18 protein-coding genes are annotated in these 20,085 nt (G+C 55.1%); 4 read left to right on the top strand and 14 right to left on the bottom strand.

Going from position 1 to position 20,085, the window contains the following annotated elements; translation table 11 throughout:
- Positions 1–7: 7 nt before the first annotated feature.
- The 4 genes from nusB to nrdR all read right to left on the bottom strand — a co-directional run bounded on the left by nusB (position 8) and on the right by nrdR (position 2,566).
- Positions 8–427 carry a transcription antitermination factor NusB gene (nusB, locus tag ACA108_05135; GenBank protein XEX96923.1) on the bottom strand — a complete coding sequence of 140 codons (420 nt, stop codon included), beginning with the start codon at positions 425–427 and terminating at the stop codon, positions 8–10.
- A 20-nt stretch (positions 428–447) separates the two neighbouring features.
- Entirely contained in the window at positions 448–918 is a 471-nt protein-coding gene (ribE, locus tag ACA108_05130) for a 6,7-dimethyl-8-ribityllumazine synthase (GenBank protein ID XEX96922.1), read from the bottom strand.
- Positions 919–1,001: 83 nt separating this feature from the next.
- Positions 1,002–2,111 carry a bifunctional diaminohydroxyphosphoribosylaminopyrimidine deaminase/5-amino-6-(5-phosphoribosylamino)uracil reductase RibD gene (ribD, locus tag ACA108_05125; protein ID XEX96921.1) on the bottom strand — a complete coding sequence of 370 codons (1,110 nt, stop codon included), beginning with the start codon at positions 2,109–2,111 and terminating at the stop codon, positions 1,002–1,004.
- Between the two features lie 5 nt (positions 2,112–2,116).
- Positions 2,117–2,566 carry a transcriptional regulator NrdR gene (gene nrdR / locus ACA108_05120; GenBank protein XEX96920.1) on the bottom strand — a complete coding sequence of 150 codons (450 nt, stop codon included), beginning with the start codon at positions 2,564–2,566 and terminating at the stop codon, positions 2,117–2,119.
- 151 nt (positions 2,567–2,717) lie between these two features.
- Between nrdR and ACA108_05115 the strand changes: the two genes are divergently transcribed.
- Together ACA108_05115 and ACA108_05110 are read left to right on the top strand one after the other, a co-directional pair.
- Positions 2,718–3,254 (top strand): DUF3251 domain-containing protein, encoded by a 537-nt coding sequence (locus ACA108_05115; protein XEX96919.1) that lies wholly within the window; start codon positions 2,718–2,720, stop codon positions 3,252–3,254.
- A 400-nt stretch (positions 3,255–3,654) separates the two neighbouring features.
- Entirely contained in the window at positions 3,655–4,548 is an 894-nt protein-coding gene (locus ACA108_05110) for a nucleoside-specific channel-forming protein Tsx (protein XEX96918.1), read from the top strand.
- 243 nt (positions 4,549–4,791) lie between these two features.
- Here ACA108_05110 and secF read toward each other — a convergent pair whose 3' ends face one another.
- From secF to queA, 5 genes are all read right to left on the bottom strand, one after another.
- Positions 4,792–5,763: a protein translocase subunit SecF gene (secF, locus tag ACA108_05105; protein ID XEX96917.1), complete on the bottom strand. Its 972-nt coding sequence runs from the start codon at positions 5,761–5,763 to the stop codon at positions 4,792–4,794.
- Positions 5,764–5,773: 10 nt separating this feature from the next.
- A complete protein-coding gene (secD, locus tag ACA108_05100) occupies positions 5,774–7,621 on the bottom strand; it encodes a protein translocase subunit SecD (protein XEX96916.1) in 1,848 nt (615 codons plus the stop codon).
- Positions 7,622–7,647: 26 nt separating this feature from the next.
- The gene (gene yajC / locus ACA108_05095) at positions 7,648–7,980 is read right to left on the bottom strand and encodes a preprotein translocase subunit YajC (GenBank protein ID XEX96915.1); all 333 of its coding nucleotides are present in this window, start codon (positions 7,978–7,980) and stop codon (positions 7,648–7,650) included.
- Positions 7,981–8,002: 22 nt separating this feature from the next.
- Positions 8,003–9,130: a tRNA guanosine(34) transglycosylase Tgt gene (gene tgt, locus ACA108_05090; GenBank protein XEX96914.1), complete on the bottom strand. Its 1,128-nt coding sequence runs from the start codon at positions 9,128–9,130 to the stop codon at positions 8,003–8,005.
- A gap of 81 nt (positions 9,131–9,211) precedes the next feature.
- Positions 9,212–10,282: a tRNA preQ1(34) S-adenosylmethionine ribosyltransferase-isomerase QueA gene (queA, locus tag ACA108_05085; protein XEX96913.1), complete on the bottom strand. Its 1,071-nt coding sequence runs from the start codon at positions 10,280–10,282 to the stop codon at positions 9,212–9,214.
- Positions 10,283–10,386: 104 nt separating this feature from the next.
- Here queA and acpH point away from each other — a divergent pair, with 104 nt between their 5' ends.
- Positions 10,387–10,968 (top strand): ACP phosphodiesterase, encoded by a 582-nt coding sequence (gene acpH, locus ACA108_05080; GenBank protein XEX96912.1) that lies wholly within the window; start codon positions 10,387–10,389, stop codon positions 10,966–10,968.
- 201 nt (positions 10,969–11,169) lie between these two features.
- Positions 11,170–11,772, top strand: a complete 603-nt coding sequence (locus tag ACA108_05075; protein ID XEX96911.1) for a peroxiredoxin C — start codon at positions 11,170–11,172, stop codon at positions 11,770–11,772.
- A gap of 47 nt (positions 11,773–11,819) precedes the next feature.
- Here the strand turns inward: ACA108_05075 and ACA108_05070 are convergent, their stop codons facing one another.
- The 5 genes from ACA108_05070 to phoR all read right to left on the bottom strand — a co-directional run bounded on the left by ACA108_05070 (position 11,820) and on the right by phoR (position 20,077).
- Positions 11,820–13,322 (bottom strand): TrkH family potassium uptake protein, encoded by a 1,503-nt coding sequence (locus ACA108_05070; GenBank protein ID XEX96910.1) that lies wholly within the window; start codon positions 13,320–13,322, stop codon positions 11,820–11,822.
- Between the two features lie 224 nt (positions 13,323–13,546).
- Positions 13,547–15,364, bottom strand: a complete 1,818-nt coding sequence (malZ, locus tag ACA108_05065; protein XEX96909.1) for a maltodextrin glucosidase — start codon at positions 15,362–15,364, stop codon at positions 13,547–13,549.
- A 158-nt stretch (positions 15,365–15,522) separates the two neighbouring features.
- Positions 15,523–16,896 (bottom strand): proline-specific permease ProY, encoded by a 1,374-nt coding sequence (proY, locus tag ACA108_05060; GenBank protein ID XEX96908.1) that lies wholly within the window; start codon positions 16,894–16,896, stop codon positions 15,523–15,525.
- A gap of 70 nt (positions 16,897–16,966) precedes the next feature.
- A complete protein-coding gene (gene brnQ / locus ACA108_05055; GenBank protein ID XEX96907.1) occupies positions 16,967–18,289 on the bottom strand; it encodes a branched-chain amino acid transporter carrier protein BrnQ in 1,323 nt (440 codons plus the stop codon).
- Positions 18,290–18,787: 498 nt separating this feature from the next.
- Positions 18,788–20,077 (bottom strand): phosphate regulon sensor histidine kinase PhoR, encoded by a 1,290-nt coding sequence (gene phoR, locus ACA108_05050; GenBank protein XEX96906.1) that lies wholly within the window; start codon positions 20,075–20,077, stop codon positions 18,788–18,790.
- Between the last annotated feature and the right edge of the window lie 8 nt (positions 20,078–20,085).

Genomic DNA, 20,085 nt, shown 5'->3' with positions numbered 1-20,085 from the left:
GTGGAGATTATTTTCTGTGGGGACGGATTTGCGGAGCGGCTTTATCGAGCACACCGTTGACGAACTTGTGGCTGTCTTCGGCACCGAAGGTTTTTGCCAGTTCGATGGCTTCGTTAATCGCCACCTTATAAGGCACGTCATCACGCTTAGACAGTTCAAACAGTGCGATACGCAGAACCGCTTTTTCTACCTGGCCCAGCTCTTCGAGCTGACGAGACAGGTAAGGCTTCATCAGCCCATCCAGATACGCGCTGTTAGTAGCCACCCCGCTCAGCAGTTCGCGGAAGTAGTTAACGTCAACGTCTTTGACGTCCTGTTCCGCCAGGAACTGGTATTCGACATCGGAGATGTCGTTGCGAGATAACTGCCAGGAGTAAAGCGCCTGAACGGCACACTCACGGGCACGGCGACGAGCAGCAGGTTTCACAGATTTCCCCTTACAAAAAATCAGGCCTTGATGGCTTTCAATACATTAATCATTTCAAGCGCGGTCAGCGCAGCTTCTGCACCTTTGTTACCGGCTTTGGTACCAGCACGTTCGATGGCTTGTTCAATACTTTCGGTGGTCAGCACGCCAAAGGCGACCGGAATACCGCTGTCCTGGGCTACGTGAGCCAGGCCGTTACTGGCACCGCCAGCAACATACTCAAAGTGGGCAGTCCCACCACGGATAACCGTACCCAGCGCAACCACGGCGTCGTAACGACCGGTTTTCGCCAGCGCGTCTGCGGCCAGCGGCAGTTCATAAGCACCCGGCACCCAGACTACGGTAATGTTGTCATCTTTAACCTGACCAATACGCTTCAGGGCGTCGATTGCGCCATCCAGCAGGCTGTCATTGATGAAGTTGTTAAAACGCGCGATGGTGATGGCGACGCGAGCGTCTGGAGTAGCAACGGCTGCTTCAATAATGTTCATATTCTTCCTTTACGGGTTCTGTTTGGCCCCGCAGGGGGGCGGATTTTATCATAATCTTTTGGCGTCTGCTTACGTTTCTGCCGCTAATAACGCGGGGTCAGATGCAAGCATAAATCCGGGCCAATCTGGCGGACTTTGCTGAACGCAAACTCAGGCACATCGGCTAATTTTTCGAGGCCCGGCAGCTGGCACAGACCGCGAGCATCGTTACCCAAAAGCTTAGGCGCAACGTAGACAATCAGTTCATCGACCAGGCCCGCCTGGAGGAGCGCGCCGCCTAGCGTAGCGCCCGCCTCTACCCACACGGAGTTTATCTGGCGCTTACCAAGCAGCATCATCATCACCACCAGATCCAGATGACCGTTGTGCTGAGGCACGATAAATTGCTCCACGCCGTCCGGCCAGGCTTGTTCGTCTGCCGCGCTGCGGGCAAGCCAGGTTTCACCCGGCTGGGCAATGATTTTGTGCTCTGGCGTCACGCGGTTCTCGCGGTCAAGGATAATTCGCGTCGGCTGACGAAGGTTCTCTTCGGTATAGACCGCCTGCGTCGCCTCATCAAGTTCCGGCCAGCGAACGGTCAAGGAAGGATTGTCTGCCAGCACGGTGGCGCTGCTGCTGAGAATCGCGGCGCTTTGCGCACGCAGGCGCTGCACATCACGGCGGGATTGCGGAGAAGTAATCCACTGGCTTTCGCCGCTGGCCATTGCGGTACGGCCATCCAGCGAGGCACCCAGCTTGAGCTGGATAAAGGGGAACCCCGTGCGCATGCGCTTAAGGAAGCCACGGTTTAACGCTTCGGCCTCGTTCATCATCAGACCATGGCTGACTTCAATTCCCGCCTGCTGCAGTCGGTATAAACCGCGCCCGGCAACCTGCGGATTAGGATCCTGCATCGCGGCCACGACTCGCGTTACGCCAGCAGTAATCAGGGCGTCGCAGCATGGCGGCGTGCGACCATGGTGGCTGCACGGTTCTAGCGTCACATAAGCCGTAGCGCCGCGAGCTTTGTCACCGGCCATGCGCAGCGCGTGAACCTCCGCGTGCGGTTCCCCGGCGCGAAAGTGAAAACCTTCGCCAACGATTACGCCATCTTTAGCAATCACGCAGCCAACATTCGGGTTGGGCATCGTGGTAAAGCGGCCACGTTTTGCCAGCTGCAACGCGCGCGCCATAAACTTTTCGTCAAGCGGCATCTTGCTCAGTCCTGTAAACGGGCGATTTCTTCGCCGAACTCTTTAATATCTTCAAAGCTGCGATAGACCGATGCAAAGCGGATATAGGCCACTTTATCGAGTTTCTTCAGCTGTTCCATCACCAGGTTGCCGATCATTTTGCTCGGCACTTCCCGCTCGCCGGTACCGCGCAGCTGCGATTTGATGTGGTTGACCGCCATTTCGACGTCGTCCGAGCTGACCGGACGTTTTTCCAGGGCCTTCAGGATTCCGCTGCGCAGTTTGTCTTCGTTAAACGGCTCGCGCACATCGTTACTCTTCACCACACGTGGCATCACCAGCTCCGCCACTTCAAAAGTGGTAAAGCGCTCATGGCAGACCAGGCACTGGCGACGGCGACGTACAGAGGAACCTTCGCCAACAAGACGGGAGTCGATCACTTTGGTGTCTACTGCGAAACAGAATGGGCAATGCATGGCGCGTCCTGAGGGATTAGTCAATTGGGCAATAGTTTACCGCGAAGTCGCAGGAGTACAAAGGTAACGACCCCGGCAGGCATGAAATATGACTTTTCATCCATGGAGAACTACGCTTAAATCGGGAATGATAAACAAGGAATTATTAATTATGACAAAGACTTACTTAAGAATTTTCCTGGTGGGCAGCCTGATGAGCCTGACCGCCTGCGCCCAGCAAACCGAAGTGCGCCAGATGAAACAGGAGGTCGGCTCGCTCACCCAGCTAATGAATAAGCTTGGCGATCAAACCGTAAAGCTGACGCAGCAGAACGCCCTGAACGCTAAATCCACCACCGGCGTCTATTTGCTGCCTGGCTCAAATACGCCTGCTCGCCTGAACAGCCAGCTGGGTAATCTGCGGATGTCTTTGAGCAACGTCGCGGCGGAGGCCAACGGAACGCGCGCCACGCTTAAAATTAAAGGCGAGTCCAACGATCCGCTGCCGGCGTTTAGCGGCAAAGTTGAATGGGGCCGGATTCAGGGCACCACGGATAACTATCAGGAAGTGAATGTACAGAACCAGCAGATTGAAGCACCTGCCAGCGTGCTGGCTCCGAGCGACGTGACGATCCCGCTGCTTCTGCCGGGCATCACGCCAGAGCAGCTGGGCTTTGTACGTATTCATGATATTCAGCCTCAGCAGTAGTGCAGATTTTGCCGGATGACGCTGCGCTTATCCGACCGGTGACACTCTTCAATTCGTAGGGTGGGTAAGCGCAGCGTCATCCAACAGAAAACGTCAAAACGCCAGATACTCTGTTACACCTTCCCCGCCGCACAACGTGATATTCATCACATTTAATTGTAACAATACGATGCCCAATAGCTTAATTTCCCGAGACAGGTACAATCGCGCCGTTTTTGATGTGTGCAAACGTGAACGCAATCGATTACGTATATGACGATAATGTGAAATTAAACATATTTTTGTGAGCATGGATTTCTATAATAGGCGCGCCAATTAAAAACCAGCTGAATGGTTGATGGCTTCGGGTGAATGAGTCACCTCTCCTCTCACGGGAACATATAAAACAGTGGCAAATAATATGAAAAAAATTATTCTGGCGGCCGGCACCGTTCTGGCACTTTCAAGCTCCTTCTCAGCAAGTGCGCAAGAGACGAAAAACAGCGAATATCTGTCTGACTGGTGGCACCAGAGCGTTAACGTGGTGGGCAGCTATCACACCCGTTTCGGACCACAGCTGACCAATGACGTGTATCTGGAATACGAAGCCTTTGCCAAGAAAGACTGGTTCGACTTCTACGGCTACATCGATATTCCAAAAACCTTTGGCTGGGGCAACGGCAACGACAAAGGTATCTGGGATGACGGTTCACGCATGTTCATGGAGATCGAACCGCGCTTCTCTATCGACAAACTGACCGGCACCAGCCTGGCGTTTGGCCCGTTTAAAGAGTGGTACATCGCCAACAACTATATCTACGATATGGGTGCTCACGGCGATGACGCCAGCAAGCAGAACACCTGGTACATGGGTCTGGGCACAGATATCGATACCGGTCTGCCGATGAGCCTGTCCCTGAACGTCTATGCCAAATATCAGTGGCAGAACTACGGCGCGTCCAACGAAAACCAGTGGGACGGCTATCGCTTCAAAGTGAAGTACTTCGTGCCGATTACTACCCTGTGGGGCGGTAACCTGAGCTACATCGGCTTCACCAACTTCGACTGGGGTTCCGATCTCGGCGATGACAACTTCATTGACAACAACGGGCATCACGCGCGTACCAGCAACTCCATCGCGTCCAGCCACATCCTTGCCCTGAACTACGATCACTGGCACTACTCCGTTGTCGCGCGTTACTGGCATAACGGCGGACAGTGGAACGATGACGCAAGCCTGAACTTCGGCAACGGTGATTTCAGCGTGCGCTCTACCGGCTGGGGTGGTTACCTGGTTGTGGGTTATAACTTCTAATCCGCTAAAAAGTGATAAGCCGGCTCATTTGAGCTGGCTTTTTTTATGCCTGACAACAAACGGTGGATGGCGCTTACGCTTATCCACCCTACAAAAAAACCTGTCGTAGGTCGGATAAGCGCAGCATCATCCGACACATCAACCGCCAACTGGGGAAAACGCTCGCGCTCATCCCCCTACGCTTTAACCTGGCGAAAAAAAACCGCAGCACAATGGCTGCGGTTTTTATCTGACTTAACAATCTTAAGGCAGAATGGACGGCTGGTCCGCGCCTTCTTTCTCGACTTTCTGCTGCAGCATGTGCTCACGCTTCATGCCCAGCTTCAGCGCCAGTGCGGACGCCACGTAGATTGAAGAGGCCGTACCGATAGCCACACCGATAAGCATGGTCAGGGAGAAGCCTTTCAGCATCGCGCCGCCGAAGAGATACAGCATCAGGATCACCACTAAGGTCGTCCCGGATGTAATCAACGTACGGTGCAGCGTCTGGGTCAACGACACGTTAAAGATTTCGTAAGGCGTGCCGCGGCGGATCTTGCGGAAGTTCTCACGAATACGGTCAGATACCACGATGCTGTCGTTAAGCGAGTAACCGATAACCGACATCAAAGAAGCAACGATGGTTAAGTCGACTTCGATGTGGAACAGCGACAGCACGCCCATGGTGATGATCACGTCGTGCGCCAGCGAGATAACCACACCGGCTGCCAGACGCCACTCGAAGCGGAACCCGACGTATACCAGAATGGAGATCAGCGCAACGAGCAGTGCCATTGCACCGTTCTGCGCCAGATCGGCACCCACGCTTGGCCCCACAAACTCGATACGCTTAACCGCAGCATCCTGACTGGTTGCCGCATTGATCACGCTAACGACCTTGCTGCCCAGCACCTGCCCGCCGGTTTCCCCTTGTGCAGGTGGCATGCGCACCATGATGTCACGGCTGCTGCCGAAGTTCTGGACCAGCGGCTCAGCAAAGCCCGCTTTCTCCAGCGCTTCGCGCATCTGGTCTAGATCCGCTGGTTTTTCCAGCGAGATTTCGATGACCGTACCACCGGTGAAATCCAGGCCCCAGTTGAAGCCCTTCACACCGATAATCACCACGGAGATGATCAGCAGGAATCCGGAGATGCCGAAAGCCCAGTAATCCCAGCGCATAAAGTCATAGACTCTACGACCGTGGTTTAATTGTTCAACAGTATATTCCTGTGCCACAACGCACTCCTCAGATAGACAGCTTGTTGATGCGTTTGCCGCCGTACAACAGGTTTACGATGGCACGGGTACCGACGATAGCGGTAAACATGGACGTCGCCACACCAATCCCGGTCGTGATCGCAAAGCCTTTAATTGCCCCGGTGCCAACGGCATACAGGATGATGACCTTGATTAGCGTCGTAACGTTGGCATCAAAGATGGAGCTGAACGCGCCCTGATAACCTTCGTTGATGGCCTGCTGTACCGACCGACCGTTACTAAGCTCTTCCTTAATACGTTCGTTTATCAGTACGTTAGCATCGACCGCTACCGCAAGGGTTAAGACAATACCCGCAATACCCGGCATGGTCAGCGTCGCCCCCGGCAGCAGGGACATGATGCCCACAATCAGCACGAGGTTAACCAGCAGCGCGGAGGTCGCAATCAGGCCAAACTTCTTGTAGAAGAAAAGCATGAAGATGATGGAGACCGCGAGGCCTGCCAGACACGCTTCCAGACCCTGCTTGATATTTTCCATACCCAGGGTCGGGCCAATGGTGCGTTCTTCAACAATCTGAATTGGCGCAATCAGTGCACCCGCACGCAGCAGCAGAGAGAGCTGGCGAGCTTCATTCGCGTTGCTTATCCCGGTGATACGGAAGCTGTTGCCCAGACGCGACTGAATGTTCGCCACGTTGATCACTTCTTCCTGTTTCACCAGCACCGCACGACCGGTGGCATCTTTCTTACCGCTGTCTTTGTACTCCACAAAAAGGGTCGCCATCGGCTTGCCGATGTTGTCCTTGGTGAAATTAGACATGATGTTACCGCCAGCGCCGTCCAGGGAGATATTAACCTGAGCCTGATTGTACTCATCGGTGCTTGAGGTGGAGTCGGTGATGTGGTCACCAGTGAGGATCACGCGCTTGTACATGACAATCGGCTGACCTTCACGGGTTTGTTTCACTTCCGAATCACCCGGCACGCGGCCAGACGCGGCGGCAGACTGGTCTACGTTGGTGTTAACCAGACGGAATTCCAGCGTCGCGGTAGCGCCAAGGATCTCTTTCGCACGCGCTGTATCCTGAATACCCGGCAGCTCTACGACGATGCGATCGGCACCCTGACGTTGAACCAGCGGTTCAGCTACACCCAGCTGGTTTACACGGTTACGCAGAATATTGATGTTCTGCTGAACGGCGTATTCACGCGCTTCGCTCAGACGAGCATCGGACATCACGGCGCGCAGCGAGTTATTGCCCTGGTTAGTGATAACCAGATCGCGGTGACGTGGGCCTAAGTAAGAGACGGCCGCATCACGAGCTGCGCTATCACGAAAGAGAATGTCGACACCATAGTTATCAGCTTTACGCACGTTGGTGTAGGCAATGCCTTTCTCACGCAGGTCGCTACGCAGACCTTCAGTGGTTTGTTCCTGCAGCTTGCTTAACGCGGTATCCATGTCGACTTCCATCAGGAAGTGCACGCCGCCGCGCAGGTCAAGACCGAGTTTCATCGGCTCTGCGGAGATCATGGTTAGCCAGCGAGGGGTCGCCGGTGCAAGGTTAAGCGCCACGACATATTTGTCGCCCAATACGCCCATCAGCGCTTCACGGGCGCGCAGCTGCGTATCGGTGGTGTCGAAGCGTGCAAGAATCGCCCCCTCTTCCAAAGCCACAGACTTAGGGGCGATTTTTTCTTCTTTTAAGGTGTTCTGGACCTGGATCAGCGTTTGCTCACTGGCGGCGATGCCGCGCGCGCCAGTGATCTGTACTGCCGGATCCTCACCATATAGGTTGGGAAGTGCGTATAGCAGGCCGACGACAATGACGACGACCAGCATGATGTACTTCCATAAAGGATAGCGGTTTAACACAGTAGTTCCCTTAGGGACATCGAATATTACAGCGCCTTCATGGTGCCTTTCGGCAGAACGGCAGCTACGAAATCACGCTTGATAACAACTTCAGTGGTGTCATTCAGTGCGATAGAAATATAGCCAGTGTCAGCTACTTTCGCTACGCGCCCAACCAGACCACCGGTCGTCAGCACTTCATCACCTTTGGCGATGGAGTCCATCAGTTTCTTGTGCTCTTTAGTACGCTTTTGCTGTGGACGCAGGATCATGAAATAGAAGATCAGGCCAAAGACCACCAGCATCAGAATCAAAGAGTACGGGCTACCCTGCGCTGGAGCACCGGTTGCAGCAACCGCATCAGAAATGAAAAAGCTCATGAAAATTCCCTCATTATTAAAATTAATCGACGTTCAAAGCTGGAACTGGCTTACCTGTCCGCTCGTAAAAATCAGTCACGAAGTGCTCTAATTTACCCTCTTCAATAGCCTTGCGTAAACCAGCCATCAGGCGCTGGTAGTAGCGAAGATTATGAATGGTATTGAGCCGCGCGCCGAGTATTTCGTTGCAACGGTCAAGATGATGCAAGTAGGCACGTGAATAATTGCGACACGTATAGCAATCACACTCAGCATCAAGCGGAGATGTATCGTCCTTGTGCTTCGCGTTACGGATTTTCACCACGCCATCTGTGACAAACAAATGACCGTTACGTGCGTTACGCGTTGGCATAACACAGTCAAACATATCGATACCGCGGCGGACGCCTTCGACCAGGTCTTCCGGTTTACCGACTCCCATAAGGTAACGTGGCTTGTCAGCAGGGATCTGTGGGCAAACATGTTCCAGAATGCGGTGCATGTCGTCCTTTGGTTCACCTACAGCCAGGCCGCCGACAGCGTAGCCATCAAAGCCTATCTCTACCAGACCTTTTACCGAGATATCTCGTAAATCTTCGTAAACACTACCCTGAATGATGCCAAAAAGCGCATTTTTATTGCCAAGGGAATCAAAGCGATCGCGGCTGCGCTGCGCCCAGCGCAGGGACATTTCCATAGAACGCTTCGCATAATCCCAGTCGGCCGGGTATGGCGTACACTCATCGAAAATCATCACGATATCGGAACCGAGATCGTACTGAATTTCCATGGATTTTTCTGGATCGAGGAAGATCGCGTCGCCGTTGATCGGGTTGCGGAAATGCACGCCCGCTTCGGTGATCTTACGGATATCCCCAAGGCTGAAGACCTGGAAGCCGCCGGAGTCAGTCAGAATCGGGCCTTTCCACTGCATAAAATCGTGCAGATCGCCGTGCAGCTTCATGATTTCCTGACCCGGGCGTAACCACAGGTGGAAAGTATTGCCGAGGATAATTTGCGCCCCGGTTTCCTGCACTTCTTCCGGCGTCATGCCCTTAACGGTGCCGTAGGTACCCACCGGCATAAACGCAGGGGTTTCTACCACGCCACGGTCAAACACCAGGCGACCACGGCGAGCGCGACCATCGGTAGTATCTAATTCAAATTTCACATTTCCTCCAGCATCAGAGAAACAGTCTGATGATTAAGACAAAAACGCCGCCCGGTTGACCGGACGGCGCGGAATTTCTTGCTAAGCGGCTGGGCGCTCATTAATAGCCTGAGGATTGTACGTGATATACATCGCATCACCGTAACTAAAAAAGCGATATTCGGAATTTACAGCCGCCTGATAGGCATTCATGGTGTGTTTATAGCCTGCAAAGGCGGACACCAGCATGATAAGCGTGGATTCAGGCAGGTGGAAGTTGGTCACCAGGGCATCGATGACGCTGTACTGGTAGCCTGGGTAGATAAAGATTTGAGTATCACCGAAGAACGGCTCAATCAGATCGTTTTTTGCGGCCTGCGCGGCGCTTTCCAGCGAACGAACGGACGTGGTGCCCACGGCGATCACCCGATTACCGCGTACTTTGCAGGCCAGCACGGCATCGACAACTTCCTGCGGCACTTCCGCATATTCGGAATGCATGATGTGGTCTTCAATGCTGTCCACGCGCACCGGCTGGAACGTGCCCGCACCAACGTGCAGCGTCACAAACGCCTGCTCGATGCCTTTATTACGCAGCGCTTCCAGCAGAGGCTCATCGAAATGCAGACCGGCTGTTGGGGCAGCAACCGCGCCCGGTTTCTGACTGTAAACGGTCTGATAAAGCTCGCGATCCGCATCTTCATCAGGACGATCGATATACGGCGGCAGCGGCATATGGCCAATACTGTTCAGAATATCCAGTACGCTGCGCTCGTCGTTAAATTCCACTTCGAACAGGGCATCGTGGCGCGCTACCATGGTGGCGTGTACGCTTTCATCATCGCCCAGCAGCAGTTCAGCGCCCGGCTTCGGGGCTTTAGAAGCGCGGATATGCGCGAGAATGCGCTTGTCGTCAAGCATGCGCTCGACCAGCACCTCAATCTTGCCGCCGCTGGCTTTACGACCAAACAGACGGGCGGGGATCACGCGGGTATTATTAAAGACCAGCAGATCGCCGGGGTTGAGCTTATCGAGCAGATCGGTGAAAGTGCCATGCGTTAACTCCCCTGTCGGCCCGTCGAGCGACAGCAAACGGCAGGCGCTGCGGCTTGCCTGCGGATAGTGGGCAATCAGGGACTCTGGCAGTTCGAAGGAGAAATCGGCAACACGCATGGCTTTAAAACTCAGACTTAAAAAGTGGCGGTACAGTCTAGTGCCAGGGGGCACTGCTGGCAACCAGTATGCCGCCATAAAGCTCAATACGGATAAAGAAAATTATGAATTTCCTCGCGCATCTACATCTGGCCAGCCTTGCGGAAAGTTCGCTGCTCGGCAACCTGCTGGCAGATTTTGTTCGCGGTAATCCCGATGACAGCTTTTCACCCGACATAGTGGCGGGCATTTATATGCATCGCCGGGTTGACGTGCTGACTGACCGGCTTCCTGAAGTGACGCTCGCCAAAGCGTGGTTTCGTCCTGAAACCCGTCGGGTAGCGCCGATTACCCTGGATGTCATGTGGGATCATTTCGTCTCGCGCCACTGGGCAAAGCTGACCCCAGACACCGAGCTGGTTGATTTTATCGCCCACGCTCGCTCGCATATCGTCCCGCACCTGGCCGACACCCCACCGCGCTTTATTAATCTTAATAACTATCTCTGGGATGAGCGCTGGATGGAGCGCTACAGCGACATGGCGTTTATCGCTAACGTTCTCAACGGCATGGCGTCGCGTAGACCAAGACTGGATGCTTTGCGAGCCTCCTGGCAGGACCTGGATGCCCACTATGAAGCGCTGGAAGCACTTTTCTGGCAGTTCTACCCGCGTATGATGGAACAGGCCGCACAAAAAAGTTTGTAAGCCGTCCCACGATGGCAATTAACTTCTTGCCCTTTTACAAAAAAGGGCTATTTTGGATGGCTGCTTTGGGAATTTTCGCTTTTTGATAGGCAAATCCTATCTGATTAATCGGCGCAGCGCGCTTGAGTTGCAGGGAGCGCAAACCCTATACTCCCCCCCGTTGCGTTAACACTCACTTTAACAAAATTAACAGGAGTACATATGGTCCTGGTTACTCGTCCAGCCCCTGACTTTACCGCAGCTGCCGTACTTGGCAGTGGCGAAATCGTTGAAAACTTCAACTTCAAAGCACACACCAACGGTAAACCAACCGTCGTGTTCTTCTGGCCAATGGACTTCACCTTCGTCTGCCCGTCTGAACTGATCGCGTTCGACAAGCGTTACGAAGAGTTCCAGAAGCGTGGCGTAGAAGTCGTTGGTGTTTCTTTTGACTCCGAATTCGTTCACAACGCATGGCGTAAAACCCCTGTTGAGAACGGCGGCATCGGTGAAGTGAAATACGCGATGGTTGCTGACGTTAAGCGTGAAATCCAGAAAGCTTACGGTATCGAACACCCGGAAGCGGGCGTTGCACTGCGTGGCTCCTTCCTGATCGACAAAGCCGGTATCGTGCGCCACCAGGTTGTTAACGACCTGCCGCTGGGCCGTAATATCGACGAAATGCTGCGCATGGTTGACGCGCTGCAGTTCCACGAAGAGCACGGCGAAGTGTGCCCGGCTCAGTGGGAGAAAGGCAAAGAAGGGATGAACGCGTCTCCGGACGGCGTTGCTAAATACCTGAGCGAAAACGTTGCTAAGCTGTAATCGTTAACGTTTTTGTACGAAAGGCCGCGAAAGCGGCCTTTTTTGTTTTACGCCCGCCAGAACACCCGTGACAGCAAAATCAGCACCGGATAGATTTCCAGTCGCCCCAGCAGCATCGCCGAGCAAAGCAGAAACTTCGCTCCGTCGCTTAGCGTGCCAAAACCCTGCGCAGTCTCGCCAAAACCCAGCCCCATATTGTTAATACAGGCCGCGACGGAAGCATAAGAGGTGAGCAGGTCATAGCCCATCAGATTCAGCGCCCAGATAAAGAAAAATGTACAGGCGGCGTAGAGGAAGAAGAAGCTGCCAACTGAACGCACAACGCGGTCATTAATTAGCGCCCCGCCCACTTTAATGCTGTACAGCGCTCTTGGATGTGCCAGCTGGTGCAGCTCATGGCGGCTTTGCTTAAAGAGGATCAGCACGCGCAGCGCCTTAATCCCCCCGCACGTGGAACCTACGCAGCCGCCGAAGAAGCTCGCGCTGAGCAGCAGCACGATGGTATGCGACGGCCAGCGGGCGTAATCCCCAGTAGAAAGGCCATTATCCGTAATCATCGAGCTGGTAAGGAAGAATGCGTGGACGAAAGAATCAGACAGGCTGTACATCCCCGCGCGGTAGACTTCAAGTGAAGCGATCAGCGCAATAATCGCCACAACCAGCAAAAAGAATTTCAGCTCGGCATTCTTACGAAATGGCTTCAGGCTCCACTTGCTCAGGGCAACGAAATAGAGGGTAAAATTTACCGCCGACAGCAGCGAGAAAATGCCAGCCACCATCTCTATTGCGTTGCTGTCGAAATAGCCAATGCTCTCGTTGCGGGTAGAAAAACCGCCCAAAGAAACCGTCGACAGCCCGTGGCAAAGCGCATCAAACCACTGCATTCCCGCCGCGCGGAAGCTCACGGTACACAGCAGGCCAAGCAGCAGATAGGTAAACCAGAGGCTTTTTGAGGTATCCGCCAGGCGCGGCGTTAAACGCTCTTCTTTGAACGGCCCGGGCATTTCCGACTGGTAAAGTTTCATGCCGCCAATGCCCAGCAGCGGCAGCACGGCCACCGCCAGAACGATAACGCCTAAACCGCCAATGAAGTTGAGCTGCGCCCGGTAGTAGAGCATGGAACGTGGAATATCGCTGACGTCATTAAGCACCGTAGCGCCGGTCGTAGTTATACCCGACACGCCTTCGAACAGCGCGTCCGCAAACGGCATATGTACATCAGCATTCAACCAGAAAGGCAGTGCGCTTATCAGGGAAAATAGCAGCCAGAACAGAACGATAATAACGAATCCGTCACGAGTTTTGAGCTGGATATTGCTGCACCGGGTCATCGCCCAGCTGGCACCGCCAAGGGAGGCGAACACCACAAAGGTGGTCAAAAACGCAAACATGCTGCGCTCTTTATTGACCAGCGCCACCAGCATCGGCGGCAGCATAGAGAGGCTGTACAAAAACACCAAAAATCCACACAGGTGGATAATGACAGTAAGCCGTGGCAAAACCTGTGTTTTCCGCCGATTCAATGCAAACCCCTTGACGCAACCGGTCATAACCCCCGGTTTTGCCGGGACAATGAGACAGACAGTAGAGTGAAGTGTACTTCACCCTATTTTTTATGGGGCGTAACTTTAACAAAACTACGAAACTGCGTCTTTTCTCATTCGGTCTGATAAAAGGCTAAAACTGTTAATAATAAATACAGTCGGGCCGGAGAATTTAATACCTCCGGCCCCGAAAAGGATAAACAGCGCCGAGCAGTGTCTTCCTTTCGATCTTACAAACTGCGCCACACGGCGAAAGAAACCGCTGGCAGCACCAGCGTCTTCAGGCTCAGTACCTCCTCGCCTTCCAGCTGAGTCCAGGCTTTCCCGCTGAGCAGCGGCGTCCAGGGCAGTGTCACCTCACGCTGCTCGCCACGGTTGATGGCTACCAGCACCCGTTCGTTCTGATAAACGCGCACGAAGACCACGACGTCACCTTCGGCGTAGACCACCTGGCACCCGCCCTGGCGCAGCGCCCGGCTCTGGCGGCGCAGCTTGCCTAATCGCTGATACAGCGCCAGCAGCTCAAGATCCTGATCGCCCTTGCGCCACGGGAAAGGCTTGCGGCAGAACGGATCGTTATGGCCGTCCAGCCCCACTTCATCGCCATAATAGACGCAGGGCACGCCCGGCCAGCAGTACAGCCAGACCACGGCCAGCGGCAGACGGGCAACGTCTTTGCCAAGGATCGACTTAAAGCGCGCCGTGTCGTGGCTGTCGAGCTGGTTAAACATGCGCAGCTGCTGCTGGTGCGAGAGGCTGGCACGATACTCGTCCATCCACGTCATGCAGGTTTGCGCATCGATATGCTGCGGATCGTAGGAGATATCCGTGTTGGCAAGGAAGCCCCAGACCGGGAACGTAAAGCCCCGGTAGTTCATCGCGGCGTCCTCCGCATCCACCTGAAGCCACTGGCGCGCATCGCCGAAATGTTCGCCGAGGATATAGGCGTCCGGCCTGGTTTCCTTCGCGGCTTTAGTGATGCCGGTGACGTGCAGCAGGTTGTTCTTCGCACCACCCTCCTCGCCCAGCATGTGCACCACGTCGAGCCGCCAGCCGTCCATGCCCCAGGGTTCCCGCAGCCAGTGGCGCACCACGCTGTCCTCGCCCTGATAAATTTCTTCGACCAGCGACTCCGAACGATAGTCGAGCTTCGGAAGGCTGGAATAGCCCAGCCAGTCCAGCGCACGCCCCTCCTCTGAGAAGCTATAGAAATCCCGCCACGGCGAGTGCGGGTTATTACACGCCCCGCTCTCGTCAGCCTGATGACGATCAAACCACGGATGCGTGTCACCGCTGTGGTTGAAAACGCCGTCCAGTACCAGGCGCATCCCCTGCTGCTGGGTGTTCTTGCGCAGCCGCAGTAAAGCACGATCGCCGCCGAACTGTGCGTCCACGTGGCGATAGTCCTGGGTGTCGTATTTATGCACGCTCGGCGCGGTGAACACCGGGTTGAGGTACAGCGCCGTGACGCCGAGCTTTTTCAGGTACGGCAGTTTTTCGCTGATGCCGTCCAGATCGCCGCCGTAGAACGTCGATCCCCCCGCCTCTCCCGTCAGCGGCTCATCCCAGTCGCGCAGGATGATCTCCCGCTTCGCTGCGTGGTGATAGTAAATCTGATCCTGCCCGGCCTGGCGCGGCTGGCTACGGGCAAAGCGGTCCGGAAAGATCTGGTAGAACACCTGATCCTGCACCCACTGCGGCCCCTCATCCGGCGCGTCAAAAGCAAATTGTTCAAGACGGGCAGGCGGGATAAGACTGAAGCCCTGCGGCGTGAACCAGCGCTGGTGGTCAAGCCACAGCAGCTTGAAGCTGTAGCGGCGGCGTGGCTGACCGCTGGTAAGTTCGATCGCGCCGTTCCAGGCAACGACCCCTTCACAGGGCGCGTTTTTCTGCCGCATCATGGTGACGGATGTCTCTTCGTTGTCTTTCTCACAGCGCAACACCACGCGCGACGGCTGCTCGTCTCCGGCAAGCCAGAGGGTGATATGCAGCTTGTCTATGCGTGTCCGAACAAATGGCGCAACCGGAAGGTGCCAGGCATTCAACATAGTAACTTCCCCGATTCGTAAAATTGACGCCACTTTGCCACAGCCGCAGGCCGGGTCACTCATCATTCTCATCTAATTCGGGGGAGGAAAGTGGGGGCGGAGAGGGTTAACGGTAGCCCGCAACAAAAACCCCGCCAGAGCGGCGGGGTTGGACGGGATTAGCTGTTTTCAGCAAGCGCAGCGGCCCGCCGCTGCTTAAAGATCCAGCCAATCAGCAGCAGCACAATCCAGCCGCAGCCTACGTATAGCGAAATGCGGGTATCCGGATGCCAGCCTATCAGCGCGATGATAAACACCAGGAACACCAGCCCGACAACCGTGGTCGCCACGCCGCCCGGCACCGGGAACTTCAGCTCTTTGGCTTCTTCTTTCGACAGCCTGCGGCGGAAGGCAATCTGCGAAAGCAGGATCATAATCCACACCCACACGGTGGCGAAGGTCGCCAGCGAAGCAATCACCAGGAAGACGTTCTCCGGCATGATGTAGTTGAGGTACACCGCCAGCAACATGGCCAGGCTCATCACCAGCACGGTGACGTAAGGAATGCCGTTGCGGGAGGTTTTAGCGAACACCTTCGGTGCGCTGCCCTGCTCCGCCATGCCGTGCAGCATGCGGCCTACGCCGAACACGTCGCTGTTAATCGCAGAAAGAGAAGCGGTGATAACTACAAAGTTCAGAATACCTGCCGCTATGGTAATGCCCATATGCTGGAAAGTGAGTACGAACGGACTGCCAGAGGTGCCAACCTGATCCCACGGGTAGATAGACATAATGACAAACAGCGTGCCCACATAGAACACCAGAATACGCAGCGGGACGGAGTTGATCGCGCGCGGAATCGACTTCTGCGGATCTTTCGCTTCGCCCGCGGTAATACCGATGATTTCGATGCCGCCGTAGGCGAACATCACCATCTGCAGCGACATGATCATACCAATCCAGCCGTTGCTGAAGAAACCGCCGTTGGTCCACAGGTTATGGATACCCGTCGCCTGGCCGCCGTTACCTATCCCCCACACGATAATACCAATACCGGCAGCAATCATGATGATGATGGTGGCAACTTTAAAGAACGAGAACCAGAATTCAAGCTCGCCGAACACTTTTACGCTCATCAGGTTGATGGAGCAGATGATCAGCACCACGCTGAGCACCCAGACCCAGTGCGGCACGGCGGGGAACCAGACGCCCATATAGATGCCGAACGCGGTGACGTCCGCGATGGCAACAATCAGAATTTCAAAGCAGTAGGTCCAGCCGGTTATATAGCCAGCCAGCGGCCCCAGGTTGTCCTGGGCGTAACGGGAAAAGGAACTTGCAGCGGGATTATGAACGGACATTTCGCCCAGCGCGCGCATAATGATATACGCCGCTACACCGCCGATAATATAGGCCAGCAGAACGCTCGGCCCCGCCATCTTGATCGCGTCAGCCGAACCATAAAACAGCCCCGTACCAATCGCCGACCCCAACGCCATAAAGCGTATGTGTCGGGTACTCAAGCCGCGCTTGAGCTTGTTCTTGTTTTCCATCGTCACAACCACTCTCAACAAATAAAAAACCACGGAGCGCAGCCCCGTGGTTAAACAACAAACAATGTTCTTAGTGGGCGCTGGAGGTCACTTGCCGTCCTGCTGCCCGGTCCCAGACCACCGCGATTATAACCATCGCCACGGTCGGCAATACCCACGCCAGACCCTGGTCCGACAGAGGCAGACGTGAGGTCCACGCCGGAAGTATATCACTGATGGCAGAAGCCTTGATGCCGTCAATGATACCAAACATTGTGCTGATGAGCATCGCCGGTGCGATAACGCGCGTCGAATTATGCCACCACGGACGGGTGAAGCTCAGCACAACAAGTGCGATACACGGTGGATAAATGGCGGTCAGCACCGGAATAGAAACCTGTATCAGGTGGCTCAGACCAAGATTAGACACCACCATCGAGAACAGGCCCAGGATAAATACCAGCGCACGGTAAGAGAGTGGCAGGTACTGGCTGAAGAACTCGGCGCAGGCGCAGGTCAGGCCCACAGCGGTAACCATACAGGCGAGGAAAATCAGCGCGGCCAGGAAAAGGCTGCCCGCACCACCGAAGGTGTGAGCCACGTAAGCGTGCAGAATAGCCGCGCCGTTGGCGTTCTGGTCAGCAACCAGCGTCGCGCTGTCGGAGCCCAGGCGGAACAGCGCCAGATAAATCAGCGTCAGGCCAACGCCGGCAATCAGGCCCGCCCAGATGGTGTAACGCGTCAGCAGACGGGATTCGGTCACGCCACGGGAACGCGCGGCGTTAACAATCACGATGCCGAACACCAGCGAGGCCAGGGTATCCATCGTCAGATAGCCGTTAACGAAACCGTTAGAGAACGCAGCATTCTGGTAGGCCGCAGTAGCGGTACTGATCCCGCCCGCAGGCCACAGAACGGCCCCCGCAGCCAGCACCAGCAGCGCAACGATTTTCACCGGTGCCAGCACGTGTCCGACCGTATCCAGTAGCTTGCCGGGATACAAAGAGATGCCGATAACCATCGCGAAATAAATCAAGCTGTAGATAAACAGCGGCAGCTCACCGGCCCCGGTCAGCGGCGCGATACCCACCTCAAAAGAGACGGTCGCGGTGCGCGGCGTGGCAAACAGTGGGCCAACGGCCAGATAGCAGATGGTTGCCAGTAGGACGCCAGCACGGCGGCCAATCGGCGAGCTCAGGCTATCGATGCCTCCGCCCACGCGGGCAATAGCCACAATGGTCAGCACCGGCAGGCCCACGGCGGTCACCAGGAAGCCAAACGACGCCATCCAGACGTGTTCACCAGCCTGTAAACCAACCATAGGAGGAAAGATAATGTTGCCCGCGCCAACGAACAGCGCAAAGGTCATAAAGCCCAGTGCGATGATGTCGCGAGATTTTAATTGATGGGTCATAAGATATTTGCAGCCTGTGGATGTGTGATGTTGAAAATATTCAAATTTCTTGCCTTCCATGATGGCAAAAAAGCGGTGTTAATCGGTATCGACAGCGGAAAATACTGATCCCGTACGTTGGCGAAGAATAGTTAATCGTATTACCACGCAATTTCAGTCGTACTGCTAACAGCGGGGCGCAATTAAATCGCTTATAGCGTTTGAAGACAAGAAGGGATCGGAAAAGTAGTTTGATATGCTTAAATTAAACATATAAGCAGTGAATAAATTCATTTAACAGAAAGTATCATGGCGCATCATGCGGTCAAATAATCGCCAAATGAGCGAGGGCGGTTAACGAAAGGCGTAAAAATAGCCTGTAAGCGGTAGATGGAAAGGCAAGTTGACGGATTTGGTTAATATTTGTGCGCTATCGGTGGGTGACGCTACCGCTTATCCACCCTACAACCCCCTGCGTAGGTCGGATAAGCATTAGCGCCATCCGACATTTCAACATTTCTACTCCGTCACAATCAGCCGTTCAGGCAGCACAAACGAAAAGCTCGTGCCGCGCCCTGGTTTACTTTCGATATCCAAACGCGTGTCGTGGTGGCTAAGCGCATGTTTCACAATCGCCAGCCCTAACCCGCTGCCGCCCGTTTGCCTTGAGCGGGCTTTATCCACCCGGTAGAAACGCTCGGTAAGACGCGGAATATGCTCCGCTGAAATCCCCGGTCCGTTGTCCATTACGCTGAACTTCGCGCCGAGCGGAGTTTTCTCCCAGCTGACGGTGATATGCGTGCCTTCCGGCGTATGGTTTACGGCGTTATAAACGAGGTTGGAAATCGCGCTGCGCAGCTGTTCCTCGTTGCCGAAGACCCGCAGCACCGGGTCGATATCAAACTGCAAAGTCTGCCTCTGCTGGCTCAGCGTCTGGGCTTCCCGTTCCACAACCCGCAGCATCAGCGGCACGTCAATTTTCTCGTTGAGCGCCATTGCCGGAGCGGCCTCGATACGTGAAAGCGTTAGCAGTTGCCTGACCAGACCTTCCATGCGCGACGTCTGCTCGCGCATTGTGCTCAGCGCCTTGTCCTTGAGCGGGCCTTCCAGCCCCTCGTCCTGCATCATTTCCAGATAGCCCTGCAGAACGGTCAGCGGCGTACGTAATTCATGGCTGACGTTGGCAAAGAAGTTGCGGCGAGCGCCTTCCAGCTGGTGCATCTGCGTGACGTCCCGCGCCACCATCAGCCACTGCTCGTCGCTGTAGGGCATAACCCGAAATTCAAGATGACGACCGTTATTAAGCACCAGCGTCAGCGGGCGGGAGAACTCTTTATTAGAGAGATAGCGGGTAAACTCCGGGTAGCGCAGCAGGTTAAGGATGTTCTGACCGTTATCGTCCGGCCAGCGCAGCCCCAGCAGCTGCTGTGCCAGGCCGTTACACCAGAAAATCGTCCCCTCTTCCGTGGTCAGCACCACCGCATCGGGCAGCGATTCCGCTCCGCTGCGAAAGCGCTTAATCAGGTTTCCCAGCTCTTTGCGGCGCTTTTTATTGCGCAGCTGCATCTGGTGCAAGCCATAGAGCAATGGCTCCCAGCTGCCGCGGCCCGGCGGGGGCGTCATGCTGCGGTCGACCCACAGCCACCACGACAGGCGAAGTAAATTCCAGAAATGCCAGGCCAGCAGCGCGGTCACCGCCGCCAGCAAAAACCAGGGGAGATGGCCGAAGATCAGCCCGAGAATCGCCGCCGGTATGCAGCAGAGCAGCAGCTCCAGCACCAGCCTTTTCCATGACAACCGTTCCAGCACGCGTCACA

This window comes from Dryocola sp. LX212 (assembly GCA_041504365.1).
Lineage (GTDB): Bacteria > Pseudomonadota > Gammaproteobacteria > Enterobacterales > Enterobacteriaceae > Dryocola.
Note: the sequence above shows the minus strand (reverse complement) of the source record. Positions and strands in the feature narration are given on the sequence as shown.

Excerpts from the sequence above, each read along its gene's own strand:
- ribD (XEX96921.1), bottom strand. The coding sequence starts at position 2,111 with ATGCCGCTTGACGAAAAGTTTATGGCGCGCGCGTTGCAGCTGGCAAAA.
- brnQ (XEX96907.1), bottom strand. The coding sequence starts at position 18,289 with ATGACCCATCAATTAAAATCTCGCGACATCATCGCACTGGGCTTTATG.
- proY (XEX96908.1), bottom strand. The coding sequence starts at position 16,896 with ATGGAAAACAAGAACAAGCTCAAGCGCGGCTTGAGTACCCGACACATA.
- malZ (XEX96909.1), bottom strand. The coding sequence starts at position 15,364 with ATGTTGAATGCCTGGCACCTTCCGGTTGCGCCATTTGTTCGGACACGC.
- ribE (XEX96922.1), bottom strand. The coding sequence starts at position 918 with ATGAACATTATTGAAGCAGCCGTTGCTACTCCAGACGCTCGCGTCGCC.
- ACA108_05075 (XEX96911.1), top strand. The coding sequence starts at position 11,170 with ATGGTCCTGGTTACTCGTCCAGCCCCTGACTTTACCGCAGCTGCCGTA.
- acpH (XEX96912.1), top strand. The coding sequence starts at position 10,387 with ATGAATTTCCTCGCGCATCTACATCTGGCCAGCCTTGCGGAAAGTTCG.
- ACA108_05115 (XEX96919.1), top strand. The coding sequence starts at position 2,718 with ATGACAAAGACTTACTTAAGAATTTTCCTGGTGGGCAGCCTGATGAGC.
- ACA108_05070 (XEX96910.1), bottom strand. The coding sequence starts at position 13,322 with ATGACCGGTTGCGTCAAGGGGTTTGCATTGAATCGGCGGAAAACACAG.
- ACA108_05110 (XEX96918.1), top strand. The coding sequence starts at position 3,655 with ATGAAAAAAATTATTCTGGCGGCCGGCACCGTTCTGGCACTTTCAAGC.
- nrdR (XEX96920.1), bottom strand. The coding sequence starts at position 2,566 with ATGCATTGCCCATTCTGTTTCGCAGTAGACACCAAAGTGATCGACTCC.
- yajC (XEX96915.1), bottom strand. The coding sequence starts at position 7,980 with ATGAGCTTTTTCATTTCTGATGCGGTTGCTGCAACCGGTGCTCCAGCG.
- queA (XEX96913.1), bottom strand. The coding sequence starts at position 10,282 with ATGCGTGTTGCCGATTTCTCCTTCGAACTGCCAGAGTCCCTGATTGCC.